Annotated in this window: 17 protein-coding genes and 1 pseudogene; 5 read left to right on the top strand and 13 right to left on the bottom strand. The window is 59.9% G+C overall.

What is annotated here, in order from left to right; genetic code table 11:
* Window positions 1-229: 229 nt before the first annotated feature.
* The 10 genes from WDN46_13940 to WDN46_13895 form a co-directional block, all read right to left on the bottom strand.
* The gene (locus WDN46_13940; protein ID MEJ0094488.1) at window positions 230-1,768 is read right to left on the bottom strand and encodes a YifB family Mg chelatase-like AAA ATPase; all 1,539 of its coding nucleotides are present in this window, start codon (window positions 1,766-1,768) and stop codon (window positions 230-232) included.
* Window positions 1,769-1,870: 102 nt separating this feature from the next.
* Window positions 1,871-2,593 carry a nucleotidyltransferase family protein gene (locus WDN46_13935; GenBank protein MEJ0094487.1) on the bottom strand — a complete coding sequence of 241 codons (723 nt, stop codon included), beginning with the start codon at window positions 2,591-2,593 and terminating at the stop codon, window positions 1,871-1,873.
* Between the two features lie 129 nt (window positions 2,594-2,722).
* Window positions 2,723-4,294: a tRNA (adenosine(37)-N6)-threonylcarbamoyltransferase complex ATPase subunit type 1 TsaE gene (gene tsaE / locus WDN46_13930; GenBank protein MEJ0094486.1), complete on the bottom strand. Its 1,572-nt coding sequence runs from the start codon at window positions 4,292-4,294 to the stop codon at window positions 2,723-2,725.
* Window positions 4,284-6,809 (bottom strand): ATP-binding protein, encoded by a 2,526-nt coding sequence (locus WDN46_13925; protein ID MEJ0094485.1) that lies wholly within the window; start codon window positions 6,807-6,809, stop codon window positions 4,284-4,286. The genes tsaE and WDN46_13925 overlap by 11 nt, the downstream gene beginning before the upstream one ends.
* 275 nt (window positions 6,810-7,084) lie before the next feature.
* Window positions 7,085-8,458 carry a PAS domain-containing protein gene (locus WDN46_13920; GenBank protein ID MEJ0094484.1) on the bottom strand — a complete coding sequence of 458 codons (1,374 nt, stop codon included), beginning with the start codon at window positions 8,456-8,458 and terminating at the stop codon, window positions 7,085-7,087.
* Window positions 8,459-8,723: 265 nt separating this feature from the next.
* Complete coding sequence (locus WDN46_13915) at window positions 8,724-9,563, bottom strand: universal stress protein (GenBank protein ID MEJ0094483.1); 840 nt, start codon at window positions 9,561-9,563, stop codon at window positions 8,724-8,726.
* A 16-nt stretch (window positions 9,564-9,579) separates the two neighbouring features.
* Window positions 9,580-9,978, bottom strand: a complete 399-nt coding sequence (gene crcB, locus WDN46_13910) for a fluoride efflux transporter CrcB (GenBank protein ID MEJ0094482.1) — start codon at window positions 9,976-9,978, stop codon at window positions 9,580-9,582.
* Between the two features lie 217 nt (window positions 9,979-10,195).
* Window positions 10,196-10,879: an ABC transporter ATP-binding protein gene (locus tag WDN46_13905; protein ID MEJ0094481.1), complete on the bottom strand. Its 684-nt coding sequence runs from the start codon at window positions 10,877-10,879 to the stop codon at window positions 10,196-10,198.
* A gap of 2 nt (window positions 10,880-10,881) precedes the next feature.
* Window positions 10,882-12,150 carry a lipoprotein-releasing ABC transporter permease subunit gene (locus tag WDN46_13900; GenBank protein MEJ0094480.1) on the bottom strand — a complete coding sequence of 423 codons (1,269 nt, stop codon included), beginning with the start codon at window positions 12,148-12,150 and terminating at the stop codon, window positions 10,882-10,884.
* Window positions 12,147-13,469, bottom strand: a complete 1,323-nt coding sequence (locus WDN46_13895) for a proline--tRNA ligase (GenBank protein MEJ0094479.1) — start codon at window positions 13,467-13,469, stop codon at window positions 12,147-12,149. The genes WDN46_13900 and WDN46_13895 overlap by 4 nt, the downstream gene beginning before the upstream one ends.
* 430 nt (window positions 13,470-13,899) lie before the next feature.
* Between WDN46_13895 and WDN46_13890 the strand changes: the two genes are divergently transcribed.
* The 3 genes and pseudogenes from WDN46_13890 to WDN46_13880 all read left to right on the top strand — a co-directional run bounded on the left by WDN46_13890 (window position 13,900) and on the right by WDN46_13880 (window position 16,570).
* Window positions 13,900-14,427, top strand: coding sequence for a hypothetical protein (locus WDN46_13890; protein MEJ0094478.1), 528 nt, complete (start codon window positions 13,900-13,902; stop codon window positions 14,425-14,427).
* 52 nt (window positions 14,428-14,479) lie between these two features.
* Window positions 14,480-15,649 (top strand): annotated as a pseudogene (locus WDN46_13885) (IS3 family transposase).
* A gap of 333 nt (window positions 15,650-15,982) precedes the next feature.
* A complete protein-coding gene (locus tag WDN46_13880) occupies window positions 15,983-16,570 on the top strand; it encodes an NAD(P)H-dependent oxidoreductase (protein ID MEJ0094477.1) in 588 nt (195 codons plus the stop codon).
* 136 nt (window positions 16,571-16,706) lie between these two features.
* Here the strand turns inward: WDN46_13880 and glmS are convergent, their stop codons facing one another.
* The gene (gene glmS, locus WDN46_13875; GenBank protein MEJ0094476.1) at window positions 16,707-18,545 is read right to left on the bottom strand and encodes a glutamine--fructose-6-phosphate transaminase (isomerizing); all 1,839 of its coding nucleotides are present in this window, start codon (window positions 18,543-18,545) and stop codon (window positions 16,707-16,709) included.
* A gap of 48 nt (window positions 18,546-18,593) precedes the next feature.
* Window positions 18,594-19,961, bottom strand: coding sequence for a bifunctional UDP-N-acetylglucosamine diphosphorylase/glucosamine-1-phosphate N-acetyltransferase GlmU (gene glmU, locus WDN46_13870; GenBank protein ID MEJ0094475.1), 1,368 nt, complete (start codon window positions 19,959-19,961; stop codon window positions 18,594-18,596).
* Window positions 19,962-20,172: 211 nt separating this feature from the next.
* Between glmU and WDN46_13865 the strand changes: the two genes are divergently transcribed.
* Together WDN46_13865 and mdoH are read left to right on the top strand one after the other, a co-directional pair.
* Window positions 20,173-21,741 carry a glucan biosynthesis protein gene (locus WDN46_13865; protein MEJ0094474.1) on the top strand — a complete coding sequence of 523 codons (1,569 nt, stop codon included), beginning with the start codon at window positions 20,173-20,175 and terminating at the stop codon, window positions 21,739-21,741.
* A 20-nt stretch (window positions 21,742-21,761) separates the two neighbouring features.
* Window positions 21,762-23,945: a glucans biosynthesis glucosyltransferase MdoH gene (gene mdoH / locus WDN46_13860; protein MEJ0094473.1), complete on the top strand. Its 2,184-nt coding sequence runs from the start codon at window positions 21,762-21,764 to the stop codon at window positions 23,943-23,945.
* On the opposite strand, the gene WDN46_13855 is transcribed toward mdoH, so the two are convergent.
* A complete protein-coding gene (locus WDN46_13855) occupies window positions 23,934-24,860 on the bottom strand; it encodes a glycosyltransferase (protein MEJ0094472.1) in 927 nt (308 codons plus the stop codon). The two genes, mdoH and WDN46_13855, sit on opposite strands and share 12 nt — an antisense overlap.
* Window positions 24,861-24,868: the final 8 nt, after the last annotated feature.

The raw sequence follows: 24,868 nt of genomic DNA, 5'->3' as shown, positions 1-24,868 counted from the left end.
TCCAGAAACCGCCTTCTGAGGCTCCCGCAACTGCCGCGCGTCAGCAACAATTGCAGATTTTTTAAGAGAATCACGCGCCAAAACAACGGCATAGAAAGCAGTAGCGCGTCAATATGAAGCAACCACGCCGCTGCCGATGGAAATCGATACTATTCATCCAATAAAAATCGCCGCGCCGGCGCATTCAACGGCTGATTGCCGCCGTCATCAGATACTGCTGGCGGTGGGTTCAAGCCGCGCGCAATTGCCGGGCGGCATCGATCCTGTACGAAAGCGCTTCGGCGAGATGCAGGCTTCCGACCGTTTCGGCTCCGTCAAGATCAGCTATGGTCCGGGCCAGCTTCAAGACCCGGTGAAATCCGCGCGCAGACAGCCGTAATCGATCCGACGCCTCCTGAACCAAGGCAAGGCCGCCGGCGTCCGGTTGCGCCACCGCCTCGATCACCGCCGCAGGCGCGGCGGCGTTCGACCCGATGCCCGGCTGCCCTAATCCGGCGTAACGACGCACCTGGATCGCTCGCGCCGCAGCAACTCGCGCCGCGACTTCGGCTGATCCTTCGGATGGCGGCGGCAGCATCAGGTCAGCGGCGGCGACGGCGGGCGCCTCGACATGAAGGTCGATGCGATCGAGCAAGGGACCCGAGAGCCGCGACAAATATTTAGCAATGCAGCGCGCGTTGGGCTGGCGATTGCAGGCAAAACCCGGATCCGTCGCATGGCCACAACGGCAAGGGTTCATCGCCGCGACCAGCTGGAATCGCGCTGGATAGACGATCCTGTGATTGGCCCGGGCGATGGCGACCTCGCCGGTCTCAAGCGGCTGGCGGAGGCTATCCAGAACTTGCGGCTGAAATTCCGGCAATTCATCAAGAAAAAGGACGCCATGATGAGCGAGCGAAATCTCGCCCGGTCGCGCCCGCGAGCCGCCGCCGACCAGAGCGGCCATGGACGCCGAATGATGCGGCGCGCGAAACGGGCGGCGATCGGTGAGCGAGCCGCCGGCCAGATCGCCTGCGACCGAATGGATCAGCGAAACCTCAAGCAGTTCACGCGGAGTCAACGGAGGCAAAATTGAAGGCAGCCGCGCAGCCAACATGGACTTGCCCGCCCCCGGCGGCCCATTGAACAGGAGATTATGACCTCCGGCTGCGGCGATTTCGAGCGCGCGTTTGGCGCTTTCCTGACCTTTGACGTCGCGCAGATCGGGCAACGCCCCGGCGGCCTCGCGCACGGCCGGACGCGGGGAGGCCATCACCTGCGTTCCTTTGAAATGATTGGCCAGCTGAATCAGGGAAATCGGCGCCAGAACGTCAATGTCTTGACTGGCCCACGCGGCTTCCGGACCGCTTTCGTGCGGGCAGATGAGACCGTGGCCGCGCGCGTTCGCCGCAATCGCCGCCGGCAGAACGCCGGTAACGGCGGTGATGGTCCCATCGAGAGCCAATTCGCCCAGCACGGTGTAATTTTGCAGAGCGTCCTGGGGGATGGCGCCAATCGCGGCCATGATGCCAAGCGCGATCGGCAAATCATAATGACTGCCCTCTTTCGGCAGATCCGCCGGGGCCAGATTGACTGTGATGCGTTTGGCCGGCAGCGCGAGCCCCGATGCGTTCAGCGCCGCCCGCACCCGCTCGCGCGATTCCGCTACAGCCTTGTCGCCGAGTCCGACGACGGTGAAAACCACATTGCCATTGGCGATCTGAACCTGGACGTCGACCGGCCGCGCCTCAATGCCCTCGAACGCAACCGTCGCGACCCTGACGACCATCGGCAACTCCCGGCTCCCGCTTACCGGGAGCTTAGCTGACGTCACAGCCGCGCGCAAGAACAACCAGTGAACGCCGTTCAAGTTGGCGTTTCGGCGCCGGCGCTAGAGCACGCTGAGCGAAACCACCCATTCCGCCTCAGCGATGACCTGGGGGGCGCCGACGTGCAGCCAGAATCCGTCAAGCCTTTGTCCGAACAACCTGCCTCGCTGCGCCGCCTCGAAAAAAAACGGCGCCAATGGGAAGATTTTTCGCGTTTCTCCGGAAAACAGCTCCGGTTTGACGATGCCGACGCCAGCATAGGCGAAAGGCGCGACTTCGCGTTCGGCGCGGCGCGTCAACCGACCATCCGGAGCCATAAGGAAATCGCCGGGCCAATCGACCCCGATGCTCGCGGTCGTCGCGGCGACGAGCAGCAGAATGTCCATGACGTCGGGGTCCCACGCCTCAGCGAGGCGGCGCAAATTCTGTTTTGGCCCTTCGATCCACAAGGCGTCCGTATTGCACAAAAAAAACGGCTCCGGACCAAGCAATGGCAGCGCCTTGGCGATGCCGCCGCCCTGATCGAGAAGTTCATCCCGCTCATCCGAAATCATTATTTTCGGCGTTTTGCGCGCGGCGAGATGTGCTTCAATCTGATCGGCGAGGTAATGCACATTGACGATCGCCGTCTCAACTCCCACGTCGGCGAAACGATCGAGCATGTGATCAATCATTGGCTTGCCGGCCACTTTGATCAGCGGTTTCGGAGTGGTCAGGGTCAGCGGTCGCATTCGCGCGCCAAGACCAGCCGCAAAGACCATGGCTTTGGTGGGTATGGAGGTCATGTGGATCCCAGTTGAGCTAAGCCGTGACGCCACCTTCGAAAGGCCGCACACTTGCTCATAAAGGCGGCCTCGCAGGCTAAAACAAGCGCTTATACCGCGCAGTTAAAAAGACCGAGAGCAGTAGGGGCCTCAGGTCGCCTGATCGAAGATCTGCGGCAGGTTATTTTCATACCAGATCTTGAGGTCGGCCAGAACCGGGTGATTCAGGTCTTTGACCAGATATTTTTGGAGGCGCGGCAAATGGGAAAGATATTGCGGTTTCCGGTCGCGCGCATCGAGCCGGGTAAAAATGCCGAGGATTTTAGTCGCCCGCTGCGCCCCCAGAATGGCATAGGCTCTCGCAAATTCAGCCATGTCGAATGCGTCGTTCGCGTCGCGTCGCAAACGCGCGTAATGGGAAAGGAGCTTTAATTCGATGATATCTGGAACATCGATGCGGGCGTCTTGCAGCAGCGACACGACGTCATAGGCGGGATGGCCGAGGACGCAATCCTGAAAATCGACCATGCCGACTTGCGCGACGCCTTCGCGTTGCGGCAGCCAGATGAGATTGGGCGAATGATAATCGCGCAGGGTCCAGGTCGCATCTGCGTTGAGTCCGTCCTGCAAGGTGCGCCGCCAGAGATTGATGAAGGTCGCCTTGGCCCCGGACGATAGCTGCACGCGGGCGCGGTGCGGCGCGTACCATTCGAGCAGCAGTTCGACCTCAATCGACAACGCATCGAGGTCGTAATTTGGAATGCGATACGTCTCATTCGCATTGATCGGCAGAGAGTCGGGCAGATCTGCGCCATGCAGGTGGGCCAACGCGGTCGCCGCCCAAGCATAGCGCTCGGGGTTTACGCCATCTGCGCCAATGATCGTCTCCACGCCGAGATCTTCGAGCAGAACGAGGCCAGTCGATAGGTCGAACGCGTAGATTTCCGGCGCCGAAAAGCCCTCGGCGCGCAAGCCTTTGTCGATGGCGATGAAAGGCCTGATGTTTTCGGCGAGCCGCGCAATCGCGCTATAGGGCTTGCCGTAGCGAAGCGGCGGGCCGTCCGGGCGCTGCGGCGCGATCATCAGAACCGCGCTCTGCCCATCGGGCTTGACCAGGCGCTCAAAGACTCTGCTCGACGCGTCGCCTTGCATGAATTGGCGCTTGGCGTCGCGCCAGCTGGTATGTTCGAGAATGTCGTGGACCGCCTTGGCTTTCGTAAGCCTCGGGGCGAAGGCGCCGACGCCAGTCACTGTCGCCGTGCGAGCTGCCCGCCTGTCGCCCGCGCCGTCTCCATCGGGGCCAAGACTAAAGCGGATGTCGAGCCTATCGGCGGCGAGAAATCCTTCCGCGCGGTCCGGCCATTCGACGAGAACGAGCGCTCCCTCGATCGCCTCCTCCCAGCCGAGTTCGATAAGTTCTCCCGGCTTTTCAATCCGATAGAAGTCGGCATGGACGATTTGGCTTTGCTGGCCCTCATAGCTCTGCATCAAGATGAAGGTCGGGCTCGGAACCTCGAGATCTGACTCTCCGGTCAGCAGCCGAATCAACTCGCGCGCAAAAGTCGTCTTGCCGGAGCCAAGATCGCCGGACAAAGTCACGAGATCGCCGGGTCCGATCAGCTCAGCGACCTCGGCCGCGAGCTTCGAGGCGCTCGCCTCATCCTCAAGGCGTCGCGACCAAATCGTCTCGGACAAAGCGTCTGGCCCCTGCTCAGCCGCCATTGCGTTCGCGCTCCTGCGTTATTTCGACCGCCGCCACATTCATACGTTCAGTTGGAAAGATGCAAGTCACCGTCGTCCCCTCCCCGGGCGCGGCGTCGATCAATATGCGGCCGCCATGCAATTCGACGAAGGAACGGACGATCGAAAGGCCGAGCCCGACGCCGCGATGGCGTGAGCCGGAGGTATGCGTTTTAAAGCGCTCGAAAACATGTTCAACGACCTCGGGCGGAATGCCGCGCCCCTGATCGCTCACCTTGAAGACGATCTCATCGCCACGTCTCATGGCGGCGAGATCGATGGTCTGACCCGAGGACGAGAAACCGATCGCATTGGAAAGAAGATTGAACAGAATTTGCCGGATCCGTTTGCCGTCGGCGATAAACGAGCCGATGCCATCCATCGCGACCACGTGAAGCGTCAGTTTCGATTCGTCCAGCCGATCCTGAACGCCTTCGGCCGCGGCCTGCATCGTCTTCGCGATATCGACATCCTCAAGCGACAGTTCCATTGCGTCCGCGTCGATCGAGGCGAGGTCGAGAATGTCATTGATGATGGCCAGAAGCGCGGAGGAGGATTTAGTCACATAACCCGCATATTCGAGCTGTTTTGCGTTAAGCGGGCCAACCGTCGAATCGCCGAGCAACTGAATGAAGCCGATGATGTTGGTGAGCGGCGACCGCAGTTCATACGATACGTGGTGAACAAAATCATTGCGCAGCTTTTCGGCATCGATCAGCGCCTGATTTCGTTCCGTCAGCGCCCGTTCGACATTGACGCCTGCGGTCGCGTCGATGAAGGTCAGCAAAGTCGCCCCATCGGGCAGCGGCGCGGCGGCGCAGTCGAGCACGGAACCGTCGCGCCGGGACAAGCGGCTTTCAAATCCTACTCGTTGATCCTGCAATCCAGCGACGACGGCGCGGAGTTCGTCCCAGTCGGATTCATGCGCGAACAGAGGCGCACAGATTTGCGCAACGCGATCGATGTGCGGCTGATCATCGAGCTGCTCCGGCTTCAACGTCCACATGCCCGAGAAAGCCGGATTGAACAGTTTGAGGCGTCCATCGCTGCCGAACACCGCGACGCCCTCTTTCAACGTATCAAGGGTTTCGCTTTGCACACGGATGGCGGCGTTGAATTGCGATTCAAGATGGAACCGCTCGGTGACGTCGTCGAAAAGATAAGTCACTCCGCCTTGAGGATTGGGGTTAATGACGATGCGAAGCGTGCGTCCATCGGGCAAGTGCCACGCCTGTTCTTCGGTCTCGAGCGATTGATAGGCGGCCAGCACGCCGGCTTTCCACGCGCGAAAATCGGCCTGTTCGGGTAATAGTCGAGCCGCCCGCAACCGGTCCAGAATCTCCGATTCGGTTGGCTTCTGCTCAAGCCAGGCCTGATCCAAGCCCCAGAGCTGGCGATAGGCGGCGTTGTGGAAAACAAGCCGCTTTGCTCGATCGAAAATGACGACTGCCGTCGACAGCTGGTCAAGCGTTCGCGCGTGCGCCTGCATTTCCCGTTCGAGCGCCGCTCGCATCGACTGGATTTCGGAAACGTCCATGGCCATGCCGACCGAGGCGCGGCCAGCCGGCGCATCCACAATGTCGAGCATGCGACGTTCGCCGACGACGACGGCTGGCGCGCGCCCGCGCCAGATTGACCCAGCCGCTCTCGCATCAGCGCCGGCGTCGCGCGCCGCACGCTCCAAAAGCTCGATGCTACGCGATACCGCGGTCGCCGGATCCTTGGCTTCGACAGCGCGGGCGTAGGCCGCGTTCACCCAAGTCAATTGGCCCTCGCCGTCGCGAACCCACGCCGGATTGGGAACCGCATCGAGCATCGCCCATAGCGCCTGGAGTTCGCTGATGGTGCGGGCCTGCAACTCTTGCAGACGGATGGCTTCAAGGCGATCGCCAGAGACGTCCCGAATCCGCATGACGGCGAGGCCGCTGACAGGGCGTCCTTCGGCTTCGAGATGACGTCCGCCAAGGCTTGTGACTGGGAAGCGGAACGCTTCGCCGCGCGCGCGCAGCCGGGCGACGCTCAACTCGAGGTTTTGCGCCATGTCCGGCGGCAGCCAGGAGCCGAAGGCAAGCACGCGGCGGGCGTTGGATCCGTCGGTAATGAGGCCGAGATCGCCCTCGATATCAGGCTGATCGTCGGGCCCGCCCCAGGCGACGACGATCTGGGTTTCGGCGGCGAGAAACAGTTCGGCGCGGTCGAGGCGAGCGCGCGAACTTGCGAGCTCGGCATTCAGCGCGCTTTCGCGCTGCATCCATTGCCGCCGTCCGATGAGATGAAACAAAGCCGTCAGCGTCGAAAAGAGAATGAGGCCGACGACCAGTGAAAGACCCGCGATATTGGGATTTTGGCGCAGCCCAATGGCCATGCTTGTCTCAACATCCGCAGGGTTCGGCCAGAACAGCGCTTGCGTCGGGGCGAGGAAAAGCGCGAGCCCAAGGCAAACGCCGAGGCTCTGGCGCCGCCAAGATGGAAGCTTCCAAGTTGAAAACCTCCACATCGGGAGCGTCCAAACTCTCGCGTCCTCTTGGCGCCAGCGCCATGCCATCCGTGCCTCCGAACAGGTTCCGCCAGAGGGCGATCGCCTCCCGACTCACTCCCACTGTAGCGATACAGCAACCCTTTGAGAATCCCGTTAAAACCGTGCGTAAAGCTTTTGCGGCGGCAAAATCGCAGACAAAAGTCATTAATGGCGTGGAACGAGGCGCCTGAGGGGTGGTTGCGCCGCCGCCATCGTCTTGCCGGCCCCGTGGTCAAAAAGACACATGCGGGAAGCTAGGGCTCGGCCAGCAGGGAGAGCGGGAGCCCGACCACAAATGCCGCGCCGTTGGTTCCCTCGGTTTTGGCAAAAGTTCCTCCGATTTGGCGAACGAAGGCGTCGACGAAGCGAAAACCCAGCCCCGATCCGGCGTTGCGGGCGCTCGAACCTGCAACGCCGACGCCGTCGTCGCTTATGGTGAGCGCGAGGTCGCCGTTGCGGCGAGCAAAACTCAGCACGATCCGACCTTCGCCTCCGGGGAAAGCGTACTTCACCGCATTGGTGGCGAGCTCGTTGACGATCAGTCCGAGCGTCACGGCGTGATCTGCGACGATCGTCAGAGGCTCCGCTTCGACGCGGATCTCGATCTTCGACCCCTCGCCAAGCAGGCTGGAGCGAAGACTGGCTGCGATGCCATTGAAATACGCCTCGACCGGCACCGGACCGAATGTGGCGGATCGGGAAACGACGTCATAGAGTTCGGCGACGGCTCCAATGCGCGCCTGCATGGCGCGGTAACCATCAAGACACGGCTCCGCCGCACGGCGCATTTCGAAGGCGACGAAAGAGTTAATGATTTGCAGGCTGTTCTTAATTCGGTGTGCGAGTTCGGCCGCAAGCAAGTCGTGGTGACGCTCAAGAAGGCGCGCTTCCGTGACGTCCTCCAGAACGAGCAGCAGGCGGGTAACATTGTTGCCTGGACGGTGAACCTTGCTCGCGTTCAGCTTGAAGATGCGACGGCCAATCCCGGGGAAATTATCTTCGATCTCGAATCCATCGACGGCCGCGTCATCGGGGACGACGCGGTCCAACAGCGCCTTAAGAGCGCTAACGCCCCATTGCCCCTCGCCAAGATCTTGCAGGCGGCGGCCGATGACCTCATCGCTTTCTACCTTGAAGAGCCGCAGAAACGCCCGGCTCGCTGTCACGACCGTCATGTCCCCCTCGAGGATGACGAGCGGGTCGCGAACGGTATCGACGATGTTTTGCGCCAAACGCCAATTGCGTTCGCTCTCACGCCGCGCGTCTTCAGCCGCGGTTACGTCGTCGATCGCTATCAGCAGGAACGGCGTGCTGTTGCCCGGCCGAAATACCTTGCGAGCATTCAGAACGAGAGAGCGGCGTCCGATCGTCTCGAACTCGTGTTCGACCTCGAAAGCCTCGATCGCCTCCTCCGCCGGAATGACGATCTCGAGAAGGTGGCGGAGAGCTGGAATGTCCCATTGCCCATTGCCAAGTTCATAAATTCGCCGGCCGATCGTTTCATCCGCCTTGACTTCGAACAAGCGGTAGAAGGCGCGGTTAGCCGATATCACGCATAGATTTGCGTCCAGCACGAGCAACGCGCTGCGCACCGTCTCCACAATGTCCTGAGCGGAGACGTCGCTCATAGATTCGAACACGATCTGTCACCCCCAAAGATTCGACTCTAGCACCGCGGATGTCGAATTGTGAGTAGCGGGGATCGCCCAGGATAAACAGCGTCTCCGCTTCGCTCGGGCGTCGCGAGCACAAGCAATGAACGACCCGCCGCTTCTCGTCGGAACCTGATTTTAGACCGGCGTCTTCATCCACGCTGGAATTTTCCAGCCGGCGATCGCGCGATTCTCACCTGGAATTGATCAACACGAACGCGGACGCAGATCGCGGCTCTGCTTAGTGCTGCATCAAAAGCGGAATCATCGCTTGCCGCAAAATAGCGACGGTGGCCCCGCCGAGGACAAGCTCAACAAGCCGCGGACGTCGGTAAGCGCCCATAACAAGAAGGTCGGCCCCAAGCCGATCGGCTTCTGACAACAGCGTCGCTCCGATATCGGTGTGCCCGCGCGGCGCGGTCACAAGCTGCGCGGCCAAGCCGTGGCTGGCGAGGAGCGCGAGAACCCCGGCGGCGGCGGAAGCGGCGGTCACCGCTTCTTCTGCGATGATCACGGAAATTCGTTCGGCTCGTTTCAACCAAGGAAGGCCCGCCGTCACGGCGCGCCGCGCCGCCTCCCCCTCTTTCCAAGCCACCGCGACATGACCGCCGAATGGCCCCGATAAGCGAGCAGGAACTCGAAGAAAAGGGCGCCCGGTATCAAAGATGGCCGCGCGCAAGACTTGCCGGCCTTCCACATCGGCGTCGCTGGCGGGAGCGCCGATCACAATCAGGTCGGCCTCGCGTCCTCGACGAGCCACCTCCTCATAGGGCGAGCCGGTGACGTCGAGCCAAGCAATTTCAGGCAGAGATTTGTCTTCCCCTCGCTGAACGCGCTCCCGGCCCCAGGCGTCAAACAAGGTTTTGAGCGCTTCGGCTTCCCGCGCGGCCCCTGCTTCGATTTGGGCGTTTTGAGATTCCGTCAGAATCTCCGCCGCCACGACGATGGTCGCCAAGGGGGCAACGCGAACATGCAAAACGTCAATACGCTGGGCGTTCAGGACGGCGGCCGCGGCGTCGGCGCCGCGCAGGCAAGCCGCAGCGGAGCACTCGTGCGTCAAAACAGCGAGCAGTGAACGCATCGCAGCAGGACCTCCGTCAGTTGCGGATAATCGCTCCGTTGATGGCCCCAGCGCAAATGGCCCCCAACCACACGAATGCAAGGCACAGGATGACGGATGACGCGACATAGGCGCCGGCTCGCATCATTTCGCCAGCTTGCGCCAGTTCGAGCGTTTGCAAACTAAACGATGAAAACGTGGTGAAGCCGCCGCAAAGTCCCACCATGACGAAGATCCGCATATCCGCAGGAACGGAAAAGCGGCCATCCGCGCCAGTCGCCGCCGCAAATATGCCGATGACAAACGATCCGCTGACATTGATGAGCAGCGTGCCCCAAGGAAAGGCGGCTCCGACCAAGCTCACCACAAAGCCTGCGAGCCAGAACCGCGCCACGCCGCCGAGGGCGCTCCCAATCGCAACCCAGACATAGGTCATGATCGCGCTTCCCTCAACGTTCCGCCGAACGCCGCCGCATGCGAAAAGCTCGCGATGGAGCGCTCAACCGGCGGCCAGTCGTTCATGTCGTTTTGCCTTTCCGTCTCGTCACTTGGGGGAGAAATAGCGCAATGCGGCGGGGCTTTGATACTGAGGCGACTATATTGTCGTCTTCGCATTCTCAATAAACTGGTTCAAAAAGCCGCGGCCGGCGCATTTATGGCAACTCGACCAAAAGCCCATCGCGCAAAGTGACGCGGCGGTCCATTCGCGCCGCAAGGTCCATATTGTGGGTGGCGATCAAGGTCGCGAGCCCGGTGGCCCGGACGATGGCGTCAAGCGCTTCGAACACATGATTGGCGGTTTTCGGATCGAGATTGCCGGTCGGCTCATCGGCGAGCAGAACGCCTGGACCATTGGCGACGGCGCGGGCGATCGCAACTCGCTGCTGTTCGCCGCCCGATAATTCGGCGGGCCGGTGTTTTCCCCGCGCGACGAGACCAAGATAATCCAATAATTGCGTCCCGCGGTCTTTTGCTTCCTTGCGCGAATAGCCCGCGATCATCTGCGGCAGCATGATGTTTTCGAGCGCCGAAAACTCCGGCAAAAGATGATGAAACTGGTAGACGAATCCAATTTCCACCCGTCGCAGAGCCGTTCGCGCATCGTCCGCCATATCGACGGTCGGCTTGCCCGCCACATAAACCTCGCCGTCATCGGGCTTTTCGAGCAGGCCGGCGATATGAAGCAAGGTCGACTTGCCCGCGCCCGAGGGGGCGATCAGCGCCACCGATTGGCCGCCCCAGAGGCAGAAATCAGCGCCGCGCAAAATATCGAGCGGAGCGCCCGCCTGATCGTAGCGGCGCGCGACCTTCTCCAGATAGAGAGCCGGAGTGGACATGGCTATTCGTAACGCAGCGCTTCGACGGGATCGAGCTTGGCCGCGCGCCAGGACGGATAGATCGTCGCCAGCACGGACAGCGTGAGCGTCATGCCGACGACGGTCAAAACATCGCGTGGATCGACCACCGAGGGCAGGCGCGACAGAAAATAGAGCTCCGCCGGAAATAGATTGGCGTGCAGAAGACGATTGAGAACTTGCCGGATCGGCTCGACATTGCTCGCGACGATAAGGCCGAGAAGAAATCCGGCGAAGGTCCCGACGATCCCGATCGACGCGCCGGTTATCAGGAAGATTCGCATCACGCCGCCGCGCGTTGCGCCCATTGTGCGCAGCACGGCGATGTCGTGGCCCTTGTCTTTCACCAGCATGATGAGGCCTGAAATGATGTTCAGCGCGGCGACCAGCACAATCAGCGTCAAAATGATGAACATCACATTGCGCTCGACGTTCAGCGCATCAAAGAAAGTTCTATTGCGCTCGCGCCAATCGGTCATGATCATCGGCCGCGTCACCGATCCGTCAATCTCCGCGCGAACGGCGTCGAGGTTTTCGGGCTTATTCAAGAAGATTTCGATGACGCTCGCCTCATTGTCCTTGCTAAAGAAAGCCTGCGCCTCCGGCAAAGGCATGTAGACGAAGAGATTGTCGAATTCGGCCATGCCGATCTGGAAGATCGCCGTGACGGGATAGACTTTGCTGCGCGGCGCCACCCCAAACGGCGTCTGCGGGCCGTTGGCGATCAGGATCTTGATCTTGTCGCCGATGCGAAGGCCAAGGTTTTCCGCAATCCTTTGCCCGATTGCAACGCCCCCGGCCGAGTCGAAACCATCAATCGTGCCCATCTTCACATTGCCGGCGATGCCGGGAAGCCTTTTGATGTCGGCTTCGCGAATGCCGCGCACCAAAGCGAAGGCCATGTTGGTCGTAGACGCTGCGGCAGGCCCTTCAATCATCGGAATCGCCAGCTTTACCCCTGGCAAGGCGCCAACTTGGCTCACGACTTCGTCGTAATCAGTCAGCGGCGAGTCGGCGGCCTGCAGGAATATATGGCCGTTGATGCCAACGATCTTGTCAAGCAGCTCCTTGTGGAAGCCGTTCATGACCGACATGACGACGATCAGCGTGGCGACGCCAAGCATGATCCCGAGAAAAGAGAATCCGGCGATGACGGATACATAGCCGGCCGAACGCCGCGCGCGCAGATAGCGCAGGGCGATCATCCATTCGAAGGCCGCAAAGGGCCGCGTGCCAGCCGGAGACTTGCTCATGCAGCCGTCATGCGCTTGACCGCCTCGGCGGGGTCGAGAGATTCCCGCGCGCCGGTCGCCCGAGTCTTCAGCTCGATCTTGCCTTCGGCGACGCCTTTGGGGCCGACGATGATCTGATATGGCAGGCCGATCAGATCGAGTTTGGCGAATTTGGCTCCCGGCCGCTCGTCGGTATCGTCATAAAGCACATCGACTCCCGCCTTTTCGAGTTCAGCGTAAATCTTGGCGCAGGCCGCGTCCGTCGCCGCATCGCCGACCTTGAGGTTGGCTAATCCGACCTTGAACGGCGCAACGACGAGCGGCCATATTATGCCGTTCTCGTCGTGATTGGCCTCAATGAGGGCGCCAACGAGCCGCGAAACGCCAACGCCATAGGAGCCGCCCATGAATGGCCGCTCGACCCCGTCCGGCGCGGCGATCGTGGCGCGCATCGGCTTCGAATATTTATCGCCGAAATAGAACACCTGGCCGACCTCGATGCCGCGGGTATGGATGCGTTTGGCTTCCGGCGTCTCGCGCTCGAAACGGGCTGCGTCATGCACATCCTCCGTCGCGGCGTAAAGGCTGGTCCATTCCTTGACGATAGGGGAAAGATCGCCATCGTAATCGATGGAGCCATCCGGGATAGGCAATTCTAAGACGCCGGCGTCGCAAAATACCGCGGACTCGCCCGTTTCGGCCAGAATGATGAATTCATGGCTTTGATCGCCGCCGATCGGACCCGTTTCCGCGCGCATCGGGATCACCCTCAATCCCATCCGAGCGAAAATCCGCAGGTAGGAAACGAACATCCGATTATAGGAGAGGCGCGCGGCAGCCTCGTCAACATCAAAAGAATAGGCGTCGTTCATCAAAAATTCGCGGCCGCGCATAACGCCGAAACGCGGCCTCTGCTCGTCGCGAAACTTCCACTGAATATGATAGAGAATTTTGGGCAGTTCGCGATAGGATTTGACATAGGCCCGAAAAATCTCCGTGATCATGTCCTCGTTGGTCGGCCCATACAGCAATTCGCGCTCATGCCGATCCTTGATCCGCAACATTTCCGGCCCGTAGGCGTCATAGCGGCCCGTTTCCCGCCAGAGATCGGCCAATTGCAGGGTCGGCATCAAAAGCTCGATCGCGCCGGCTCTGTCCATTTCCTCGCGCACGATCTGTGAGACTTTTTGCAGCACGCGCAGTCCGAGCGGCAGCCAGGCGTAGATGCCCGAGGCCTCCTGACGGATCATGCCAGCGCGCAGCATCAGGCGATGCGAGACAATTTCGGCCTCTTTCGGCGTCTCGCGTAAAATTGGCAGCAAATAACGGGATAGTCGCATCTTTTGGCAAAACCGGGTCTGAGAGCGGCGGATGGAGCGAGGCCTAGGTTTAGGACGCCGCTGCGGGAAAGGCAAAGGGCGCCAAGCCGAGATCCAAATCTGGCTTCAGCTTGGAGCAAGCTACAGCGGAAAGACTTTCGGCGGTCGAGCCGCCGCCCGGCCAGCGCCCGGTCTTGCCAGAAATGCCGCGCCTCACGTATCGGCGACCTAACGAAGCTGCGCACGCTTAAACAGCATGCCAGAAAGATTGCACGACTTGAGAAAGTGAAGATTTTTTAACCGTACCTGATTTCGCTTTCCGATGCTTCATGTCTTCCTGGCGCTTCGAGGCAACCGGACCATCTTCCGCATAATGACGGTGGCGACATCATCATCTACGACCCGGCCGCCTGTTCGCTCACTTTGGCCTTCCTGAGGAACCCTTCTTGTCATGAGTATCGTCAAACCCGATCCACTGATGGGCCCCAAGCTAAAGGTCGAAAGGGCCAAGCGCCACCTTGCGGACCTTGAGACAACGCTTCATGCTTTCCACGATTCCAATCCCTATGGACTTGTCGAAGAGATAGACCTCCAAACCGGAGAGTATGTCTACCGCGTGCGCATCCACAAATCTATCCCATGCGAGACCGGCACTATTATTGGCGACATCATCCATAACCTGCGGTCGGCTCTTGATCAGATGGTTTGCGGCTTGGTACGAGCGAACAGTAAGCAAGTAAGCGGAGGAAATGGCTTTCCCATCATGGGATCGGCTAAAAGTTTCGAAGAAGCCTGCGTCAGAAAACTTAAAAACGTGCCCCTCAAAGCGCAGCGGTTCATCCAAAGGTTGAAACCTTACCAAGGCGGGAACACGCTTCTCTGGCAAATCAGCGAATTGGACAACATGGACAAACACAACGCTATTGTGCCCGTCAACGCTGGCCAAATTGCAATCAGGGCCGCCTGGTCTGCCCCCTGAAAAGTGATCCTCCGTGAAGTATGGGCTTATGAGCCTGATGGAGGACTGCGCAATGCCGAGGAAAAGACACAAGGCGGAAGAGATCGTCGCGAAGCTACGGCAAGTCGAAGTGCTTAGCGCGCAAGGGCGACCGGTCGCGGAGGCGATCCGCTCGATAGGGGTGACGGAAGTTACATACTAATCGATGGCGGTCGGAATACGGCGGCCTGAAGGGCGATCAGGTGAAGCGGCTGAAGGAGCTGGAGGCGGAGAATACGCGGCTCCGTCGAGCGGTGTCCGATTTGACGCTTGAGAAGCTGATCCTGAAAGAGGCTGCCTCGGGAAACTTCTGAGCTCCGCGCGTCGTCGCGCCTGCGTGGAGCATGTGATCGCCGAACATGGCGTTTCCGAGCGGTTCGCTTGCCGGGTTCTCGGTCAGCATCGCTCCACGCAGCGCAAGGTTCCGACCAAGCCCGATGACGAAGCGGCATTGATCGCCGACATCACGGCGCTCGCCATCCAGTACGGCCGCTATGGCTACCGCCGCATCACGGCGATGTTGTGGGAGCGAGGCTGGAAGATCAACGTCAAACGGGTCGAGCGGATCTGGCGACGCGAGGGGCTGAAAGTTCCGGCCAGACAACCCAAGCGCGGGCGTCTCTGGCTCAATGACGGCTCGTGCGTCCGGCTGCGCCCGCAATGCCCCAACCACGTCTGGTCCTATGACTTCGTCGAGGACCGCACTCATGATGGCAGGAAATATCGCATGCTGAATATCATCGACGAATTTACCCGCGAATGCATCGCGATCAGGATTAACCGGCAGCTGAAGGCAGCGGACGTCATCGACGTTCTCTCGGACCTCTTCATCTTGCGAGGGGTTCCGATCCACATTCGTTCCGACAACGGCCCGGAGTTCATCGCCAAGGCGTTGCGTGACTGGATTGCCGCCGTCGGCGCGAAGACCGCCTACATCATGCCGGGCAGTCCCTGGGAGAACGGCTATTGCGAGAGCTTCAACTCGAAGCTGCGCGACGAGCTTTTGAATGGTGAAATCTTCTACACTCTCAAGGAGGCGAAGGTCGTCATTGAGCGATGGCGACGCCACTACAACACCGTGCGCCCGCACTCATCGCTGGGCTACAAGCCGCCAGCCCCGGAGACCCTGCAATGGCCGGCTTCGCAATCCGGACCAGCTTCGCCCGCCACGCCAGCAATAGCGCCAGGGCCGACAATGCACTAACATTCAAACTGGATCACCCCATGGGGGCAGGCCACTTTTCAGCCAAAGCCCAGAAGGGAACCTCCAGCTTGGGGGAATGCCCGTCGGCAGCACTCCCGTAGTTTTGGGATATCAACAACCTACCGCGCCAGTGGGGCCACTCCAAGACAATATGGAAATCTATCGGTTCCGCGCTCCATTCGGCGGAATGTTCGGCCCACAAAAACAAGTGCAGGTAGCCATTAGCGTAACTTTCGGAAAGACTCGGGTCACAAACCTTGGTCGTTGAGACTATCAACAAACTCATCAAATTTGTAGATCGCACCATCATTATCGTGGAACGAAGAATCCTCTATGCGCACGCTGATTGTCGTCGCTCATCCCCTTAAAGACAGCTTCACCCAAGCCGTTGCTGAGCGAATCAAGGCGACCTTGCAGCGGCGCGGCGTTGATATTGATTTGATCGATCTTTACGCTGACGGTTTTGACCCGCGCCTCTCGGAAGCGGAGCGGCGCGGATATTTCGCAACGCCCTATGACTCGACCTCAGTCGCTGATTATCTTGCCCGGCTCAAGGCTGCGGACAAGCTTGTGTTCGTGTTTCCGCAATGGTGGTTCAACATGCCCGCCATTTTGAAAGGTTTCTTCGATCGCGTGCTCGTTCCGGGCGTCGCGTTCAACCATGCGCCGCGCGGCGGCCTGACCCCGGCCCTCACCCAGATCACAGCAATTTTCGTCGTAACCTCCACTGGTTCGCCGTGGTGGATGGCGCGGCTCTATATGGGCGATCCGGTCCGTCGCCAAATAGGTCGCGGCGTCAAAGCGGCGATGTGCCCCAAGGCGAAGTTCCGCATGCTGACGCTGCACGATATGGACCGTTTTTCGCCTCAGCGCGGAGAAAACTTTCTGGATCGCGTCCAGAGAGCGCTGCGACGTTTTTAGATAAAAATAACAAAGGCATATTTATAATTTTTAATGCATGACCTCATCTCCAAAGTCCGCATTTTTGGGGGGTCATGATCCTGTCTCCCGCCGCATGATCTTATCCCAAAAGTCTGCATCTTTTGGGGATCATGCTTTATTCCACCGTCACGCTCTTCGCGAGGTTGCGCGGCTGGTCGGCGTCTTTGCCCATGAAGACGGCGGTGTGATAGGCGAGCAGCTGAATTGGCACGGCGTAGACCATCGCCGAGAAATCCGGCGCGACATCCCCCATCACGATCGAGGCTTCAGCCTCGCCGGCAAAATCGCGCGCAAGCGCTTCATCGCCAATGAGGATCAGCCGGCCGCCTCTGGCTGCAACCTCCTGCATGTTGGAGATGGTTTTTTCCAGCACCGCGTCCTTGGGCGCGATAACGATAACCGCCATATCGCCGTCAATCAGCGCAATCGGCCCGTGTTTCAGTTCGCCCGCCGCATAGCCTTCCGCGTGGATGTAGGAAATTTCCTTGAGTTTTAAGGCCCCTTCGAGCGCCAGCGGATAGGACGTGCCCCGGCCGAGATACAGCACGTCGCGGACTTTGCTGACTTCGCGCGCCAGAAGCTCGACGGCGCTTTCGCATTTCAGCGCCTGCGCCATCAGGCCCGGAATGGCCATCAGTTCGCCGACCAGCCTCGCCTCGGTCTTGGCGTCCAGAACGCCCCGCGCGCGGCCGACCGCCAACGCCAGCGCTGCGAAAACCGCAAGCTGGCAGGTGAAAGCCTTTGTCGAGGCGACGCCGATTTCAGGTCCAGCCAGCGTCGGCGCGATCACGTCGCTCTCGCGGGCCATAGTCGAGCTCGCCACATTGACGATTGAAATGACCTTCTGCCCTTTCGATTTGGAGTAGCGCAGGGCCGCCAATGTGTCGGCCGTCTCGCCCGATTGCGAGACGACAAGCGTCAGTCCGTTGCGCTCGAGCGGCGGCGTTCGATAGCGAAATTCCGAGGCGATCTCGACATCGACGGGCAGATCCGCAAAACGTTCGAACCAATATTTGGCGATGAGAGCGGAGATATAGGCAGTGCCGCAGCCGCAGATCGTCAGCCGCGACAGTTTTGCCGGGTCGACCGGCAGCTCAAAAGGAAGCGCGACGCGCCCCGATGACATGTCGAGATAATGCGCGAGGGTCCGCCCGACGACCTCGGGCTGTTCGTGGATTTCCTTCGCCATAAAATGGCGATGATTGCCCTTATCGATCAAAAATGCCGCGGCGAGCGTTTTGATCCTGCGGCGCTCGACAGGAAGGCCAGCGGCGTCGCGGAAGGCGGCGGAGCCGCGCGTCAGCGCGACAAAATCGCCATCTTCGAGATAGGCGATCGTATCGGTGAAAGGCGCCAGCGCCAGAGCATCGGAGCCGAGAAACATTTCACCGCTTTGGTCGCCTTCGCCAAAGCCCACGGCGAGGGGAGCCCCCTGGCTTGCGCCGACCAAAAGATCATCCTCGCCCTCGAAGATCATGGCGAAGGCGAAAGCGCCTTTGAGGCGCGGCAGGCTTTGCGTCACGGCGTCGATGGGAGAAAATCCCTCGCTCAACGCATCCGTCACAAGATGAGCGATTACCTCGGAGTCGGTCTCAGAGCTGAATTCATGCCCCTTGGCGCGCAACTCGTCGCGCAATTCGCGGAAATTCTCGATGATGCCATTGTGCACCACCGCAAGCTTGGCGCTGGCATGAGGATGCGCGTTGATTTCTGTCGGCCTGCCATGCGTCGCCCAGCGCGTGTGACCAATGCCGACCGAACCCTCGAGCGGCTCGTCAGCGAGTCGCCGCTCCAGATTTTTGAGCTTGCCGCTGGCCCGGCGACGAGCCAGATGGCCGCCCTCAAGCGTCGCTATGCCAGCCGAATCATAGCCGCGATATTCGAGCCGCTTCAGCGCCTCAAGCAATGAAGCTGAGACCGCGCTGCGCCCCAAAATGCCAACAATTCCGCACATAAATTTCTCCTGCCGCGCCGCAAAATTCCGTTCGGAAGGCGAGGTTCGCTATTTCTGATTCTTTTTCCGAAAGGATTTGGCCCAGCCGGCCTTTTCGATCTGACGCTCGCGCGCCACCGCCAAAGCGTCCGAAGCGACATCCCGCGTAATGACAGAACCCGATCCAATATAGGCGCCGTCGCCGATCTTAACCGGGGCCACCAAGGCGCTGTGCGACCCGATGAAGGCTCCCTCGCCTATTTCGGTGCGGAACTTGCCGAACCCGTCATAATTGCAAGTGATTGTTCCTGCGCCGATATTGGTTTTGGCGCCGACGCTGGCGTCGCCAATATAGCTCAAATGATTGATCTTCGCGCCTGCGCCGACGGTCGCGGCTTTCACCTCGACGAAATTGCCGATATGAACCTCTTTTCCGAGATCGGCGCCTGGGCGCAAGCGGGCGAACGGCCCGATCGTCGCATCTTCGCCGACGGTCGCGCCTTCGAGATGGGAAAAGGACCGTATAAGGCTGCCCGCGCCAACTGCGACGCCTGGACCGAAAACGACATTTGGCTCAACGACGACATCGCAGCCCAGCTTGGTGTCGAAAGCCAGCGTCACGCTCGAAGGATCGATCAGGGTCGCGCCCTCCCGCATGGCCTCCGCGCGTAAACGCGCCTGCAAAAGCGCCTCGGCCGCGGCGAGTTGCGCGCGGTCATTGACGCCCAACACCTCATCCTCCGCGACGATCAAAGCGCTTGCGGCCAGTTTTTGCGCTCTGGCGATGGCGACGGCATCAGTCAGATAGAATTCGCGCTGGCTATTTTCGGCGTCGATGGCCTCGAGCAGTCCAAGAGCATGGCGGCCGGCGAGCGCCATCAGCCCGGCGTTGCAGGTTCGAACGCGGCGCTCCTGCTCGCTCGCATCGCGGTCTTCGCGGATGGCCTCGAGCGCGCCATCCTTGAGCATCAGCCGGCCATAGCCGGTCGGGTCTTTGGCCTCAAACCCGAGGGCGACGATGGCGTTGGAGCCATCCGCCAGCGCCCCGCGCATGAGCGCGAACGTATCCGGCCGCACCAGCGGCGTATCGGCGAAAGCGACGATGATGTCGTCATAGCCTACCGCGATGTGCCCCCGCGCCGCCAGCACCGCATGTGCGGTTCCCAGGCGTTCCACCTGGATGGCGATCTCGACGCCGGGAACGACCGTTTTGGCTTCCTTGATCAGAGCCTCTTGATTCGGTCCGACAACGACGACGATCCGGTCCGCGCCCGCTTTTAGGATCGCCGCCAGAACATGCGCCAGCATGGAGCGACCCGCGATCTTGTGCAGCGCTTTTGGCCGCGCTGACCGCATGCGCGCGCCGAAGCCGGCGGCCAGAACGATGGCGAGGCACGTGCGGCGAGAGGAGATGGAGCTGTAAAGAGCAGCAGGCATGAAATAAACGTCTCCGCGGCCGTCTTGAATTCGCATCGGCTGGACCGGCGCCTTTAGGAGCGCCGAAGCCGTTTAACCATAAAGATGCGCCGCAACAAAAAACCTAGGCAAAAGATTCGTGAAGCATCTTACCGTCGCCTAATTGTGCGCTATAGACTGATTTGGCGGTTTTCCTTCAATCAGCGGCGCGCTGGCGCCAACAGATAGGTTCATGGTCCATCGGAGGGAGATTCTGCAGCTTGTCCTTGGCGGCATAGCCAGCGGACTGGCGTTCGGCCGCGGGACTGCGGCTCCCAGCGTGACAGGCGACGAAGCTCAAGCGCCTAGCCTTCCAGCCGCGTTCCCCTTGAGCGACCCGACTCCATTCGACCCGGCGATGGTGACCGAGACGGCAAGACGCCTATCAAAACAACCCTATAAAGCCATCCCGACCGATATTCCAGACGCCTTCAAAAACCTTAATTATGACCAATACGTCTCCATACATCTGCGCCCAAATGCGACGATCTGGGCTGGAGACAACATCGGTTTTGCGCTTGAGCCCCTACATCGCGGGTTCATTTTTTCTACCCCGGTGCAGATCAATCTCGTGTCCGACGAACAGCAGCGCCGACTGATCTATGACGAAAAAATGTTCGATTTCGGCAAGGTCGCGCCGCCGGCGAATATCGGCGACATTGGGTTTTCCGGCTTTCGCGTGTTGGCGCCGCAGGAGACTAGCGGATTTTTCGAACTCGCGACCTTTCAGGGCGCAAGTTTTTTCCGCGCCGTGGGGCGTGGCCAAAATCCCGGCGCGATGGCGCGCGCCCTTTCGATCAAAACCGCGGACCCCCGCGGCGAGGAATTTCCGGCGTTCCGCATTATGTGGATCGAACGCCCGACCGTGGCCGCCAATGCGCTGGTCATCCACGCCATCATCGATTCCGAAAGCGTCGTCGGCGCCTATCGCTTCACGCTGCGGCCCGGCGATGCGACCATCATCGACACCGAAAGCACTTTATTTGCTCGAGCCGCTCTCGATAATTTCGGCATCGCGACGATGAGCGCGACCCATCTTTCCGGCGCGATCGACCGCAGCCGCGCCGACGACCTGCGTCCGAACATCAGCGAAATCAGCGGACTGCAGATACTGACGGGCAAGGGCGAATGGCTGTGGCGGCCGGTTTCGAATCCGGACACTTTACAAATTTCAACATTCGTCGATGAAAATCCGCGCGGTTTCGGCTTTATCCAACGCGATCGCAATTTCGATCATTATCAGGACGATGATCAGCACTGGGAGGCGCGCCCCTCTCTCTGGATCGAGCCAATCGGCGATTGGTCTTTTGGAGGCGTGCAGCTCGTCGAAATTCCGTCCGAGTCGGAGGCGAACGACAACATCATCGCCTATTGGCGGCCGAAGCAATCTCTAGCCGCGGGCAATGAAATTTCCTTCGCCTATCGGCAATTCTGGTGCAAAACTCCACCGGAGCGCCCTGCCCTCGCGATCGCCGTTTCATCGCGTTCCGGCCGCGGTTCGTCAGCAAAGCGCCGCCGTTTTCTTGTGGAATTCTCGGGCGAAATTCTCGGTCTCCAAAAGGCCGAAGACATAAAGCCGAACGTGAGCGCTTCGCCGGGATCTATAGTCTCCGTTCGAACGTTCACTTCAGCCGACAAAGCCTCCTACCGGGTGTTGTTTGAACTCGGCCCCGGCGGCGAGGCCTATTCTGAACTGCGCCTCGTTCTCGAGGCAGCGGGGAAACCGGTCAGCGAGACATGGATCTATCGATGGACTCCGTAACTAAGATCGAGCCAGTTGTGATGCAGCTGCACTCGACCGATTTTGCGCCCGCCGGAGCCGATGTTTTCCCTTGCACGCCGCCCGAGTCGCCGCTGGAGATGCCGACACAGAGTTTGTCGCGGTTCAGCCGCAAGGAGGTCCGTGGAAACAGTCGCCGCCACCGCTTTTTCGGGACTTTGCTGGCGCGACTATTGGTGTTTGGCGGCGGCTTCGCCGTAACCGCCTATGGCGCCTATCAGATGTATGAAGTCGTGGCGGTCGGCGGGGTCACGCCGCTCGAATGGGCGCTGGTGCTCCTCTTCGTCACCAATTTCTCTTGGATCGCGCTCGCCTTCACGAGCGCCATCGCCGGATTTTTTTGGCTTTTATTCTTGGCTCCAAAGCCGCCGGCGCTGCCCGCTTCGCTGCGCGAGCGAACCGCCATCGTCATGCCGATCTATAACGAGGCCCCAGCGCGGATTTTTGCCGCTCTGCAAGCAATGTTCGAGGATGTCTCAGCCTCTGGCCTTGGCCAGTCCTTCGATTGGTTTTTCCTGTCGGACACGACGGACCCGGACGTATTCATCGCCGAGGAGCAAGCTTTCATCGCGATCCGGCGCCGGCTTGGGCAAGACGCGCGGATCTTCTACCGACACCGGCCGAAAAACACCCACCGCAAGGCTGGCAATATAGAGGACTTCGTCACCCGTTGGGGCGGCCGATACGCGCATATGGTGGTGCTCGACGCCGATAGCCTGATGACCGGCCAAACGATCGTCGCTCTGGGGGCGACGATGGAGGCTGATCCCGACGCCGGCATCATTCAGACCTTGCCTCTGATCATCAATCGCAACACGCTGTTCGCCCGCGTGCAGCAGTTCGCAGCCAGGATCTATGGCCCCGTGATTGCCGCCGGGGTTTCTGTCTGGATGGGCCGTGAAGGCAATTATTGGGGCCATAACGCGATCATTCGCACCAAAGCCTTCGCCGCCCATTGCGGCCTGCCTGTTCTGCGGGGGCGGCCTCCCTTCGGCGGCCATATCCTCAGTCATGATTTCGTCGAGGCGGCCTTGATGTTGCGCGCCGGTTACAGCGTCTACATGCTGCCGACCCTCGCCGGCAGCTTCGAGGAAAGCCCGCCGTCGCTCATCGATCTCTCGGCGCGCGACCGTCGCTGGTGTCAGGGCAATCTTCAACATTTGCGCATCTTGACGACCAAGGGCCTGCATCTCGCCTCGCGGCAGCATTTCGTCACCGGCATTATGGCCTATGTGGCTTCGCCGCTCTGGATGCTGCAATTGTTCGTCGGCATCGCGCTCGTCTTGCAGGCGAGCTATATCAGGCCGGAATATTTTTCGAGCGACTTCACGCTGTTTCCAGCATGGCCGCGTTTCGACGCCGCGCGGTCGCTTGAGCTTTTCACGCTGACCATGGTCATTCTGCTGCTGCCGAAACTATTCGGCCTGCTGCTGGCCTTGCTTCAGGGCCGCACGCGGCGCGGCTGCGGCGGCGCGGTCAGGCTTGTGCTGTCGACGGTTTTCGAAATCATCATGTCGGCGCTGCTCGCGCCGAGCATGATGCTGATCCAAGCCGGTCACGTCATGCACTTTGCATTCGGCTTCGACACCGGATGGAACCCCCAGAGACGCGATGACGGATCTATTCCATTGAGGGCCATCGTGCGACGCCATCGAAGCCATGTCGCCATGGGTTTCATCACCCTGATCGCTGGCTTCTCGATCGCTCCATCGCTTGTTGCATGGATGTCGCCGACTATTCTCGGCCTCCTTCTCGCGATTTTGCTGTCCTGGTCGACCGGACTTCTGAACGTCGGCCTCGCCTTCCGCCGCGCCGGCCTTCTGGTCACGCCGGAAGAGCAATCGAAGCCTCCATTGGTTGAGCACGCGAATGATCTGGCGCAAATGATCGGGAGCGAAGCTGCGCAAGAGCAGAGCGGACTCGCCGCTCTTTATGGCGATCCTAAATTTTCGGCTTTGCACCTTGCTTGGCTGCCGCGCGGGCAACGCCTCAGAAATGGCGACATTTCGCCAGAATGGGCGCTTGCCGAAGCCAAGCTCAACGAAGCTGAAACGATCGATGAGGCGCTATCGTGGCTGCACCCCAAAGAGCGCATGGCGCTGCTTCAAGATCGCAACCTGATCGATCGCCTTTTGCTGCTCCCGCAGAAACGCAAGCCGGCGGAGCCGCTGTCTTCAGTCGGGTAATCCGCTGAGACAATTCAAGACCCGCAGTCGCATATGCTCCATTTTGAAACCGGCGCCTCCGAACCAAGGGGCGACGCTCATCGGCCAGTTTTCATGAGCCCAATCGCTGCCGTAGTGACGGAACATGACCGGATAGCAAAATTGCGACCTTCGATACATGCGGGATGCTCTGCTGCGGATTTTTTTTGCTCCATCATCCATCGAACCGTCGATTTCGGCATGATAGGAGGATCTGTCCTCGGAAAGCTGGCCGCAGCGCATCCGAAAACATCCGAGAATGGAATCGACCATCACAAGGTCGGTCTGCTTTGCAAAGCGTCTCCAAAGGTCGAAATCGCCCGCAAGGCGGAAAGCGGTGTCAAGACCTCCGGCCTGCTTCCATAATTTCGGACGCCAAAACGTGCCCTCTTGCTGGATATATGGCCGAGCGAATCGACCGTCAAAAATTCCAGCCGCTATGGCCTTCCGCGGAAAAGCAACGACAGGCGAAATCCACAGAGATTCACCTTTTTCAGTGATGACCGTAGGGCGTCCAGTCAACCAATCAATATTCGGATTATTTTTTAGAATCGCGTCTACTGTCGCGAAAGCTCCGGGTTCGAAACGATCATCGGCGTTGATCCAGGTCATCGCATCCGCGTCGCCGCAATAGGAAACGCCGCGATTGACGGCATCGTAGAGCCCATGATCGGGTTCGCTAGCAAAAGAAAACTCAATCCCCTTGCAACTAATTGGAAAGTCGTTCGCAAGACGGGCCTGCCACGCTTTCAATAAATTGATTGTTGAATCCGTTGATCCGCCATCTTGAACATGGTACCGGATCGAAAATGGACCCGATTGGGTCACTACGCTCAAAATAGTCTCGTTAATGAATTTCTCGCCATTGAGGATGGGCGTTACGATATTGAATCGCATTCATTTAT

The organism is Methylocella sp., from assembly GCA_037200525.1.
Lineage (GTDB): Bacteria > Pseudomonadota > Alphaproteobacteria > Rhizobiales > Beijerinckiaceae > Methylocapsa.
Note: the sequence above shows the minus strand (reverse complement) of the source record. Positions and strands in the feature narration are given on the sequence as shown.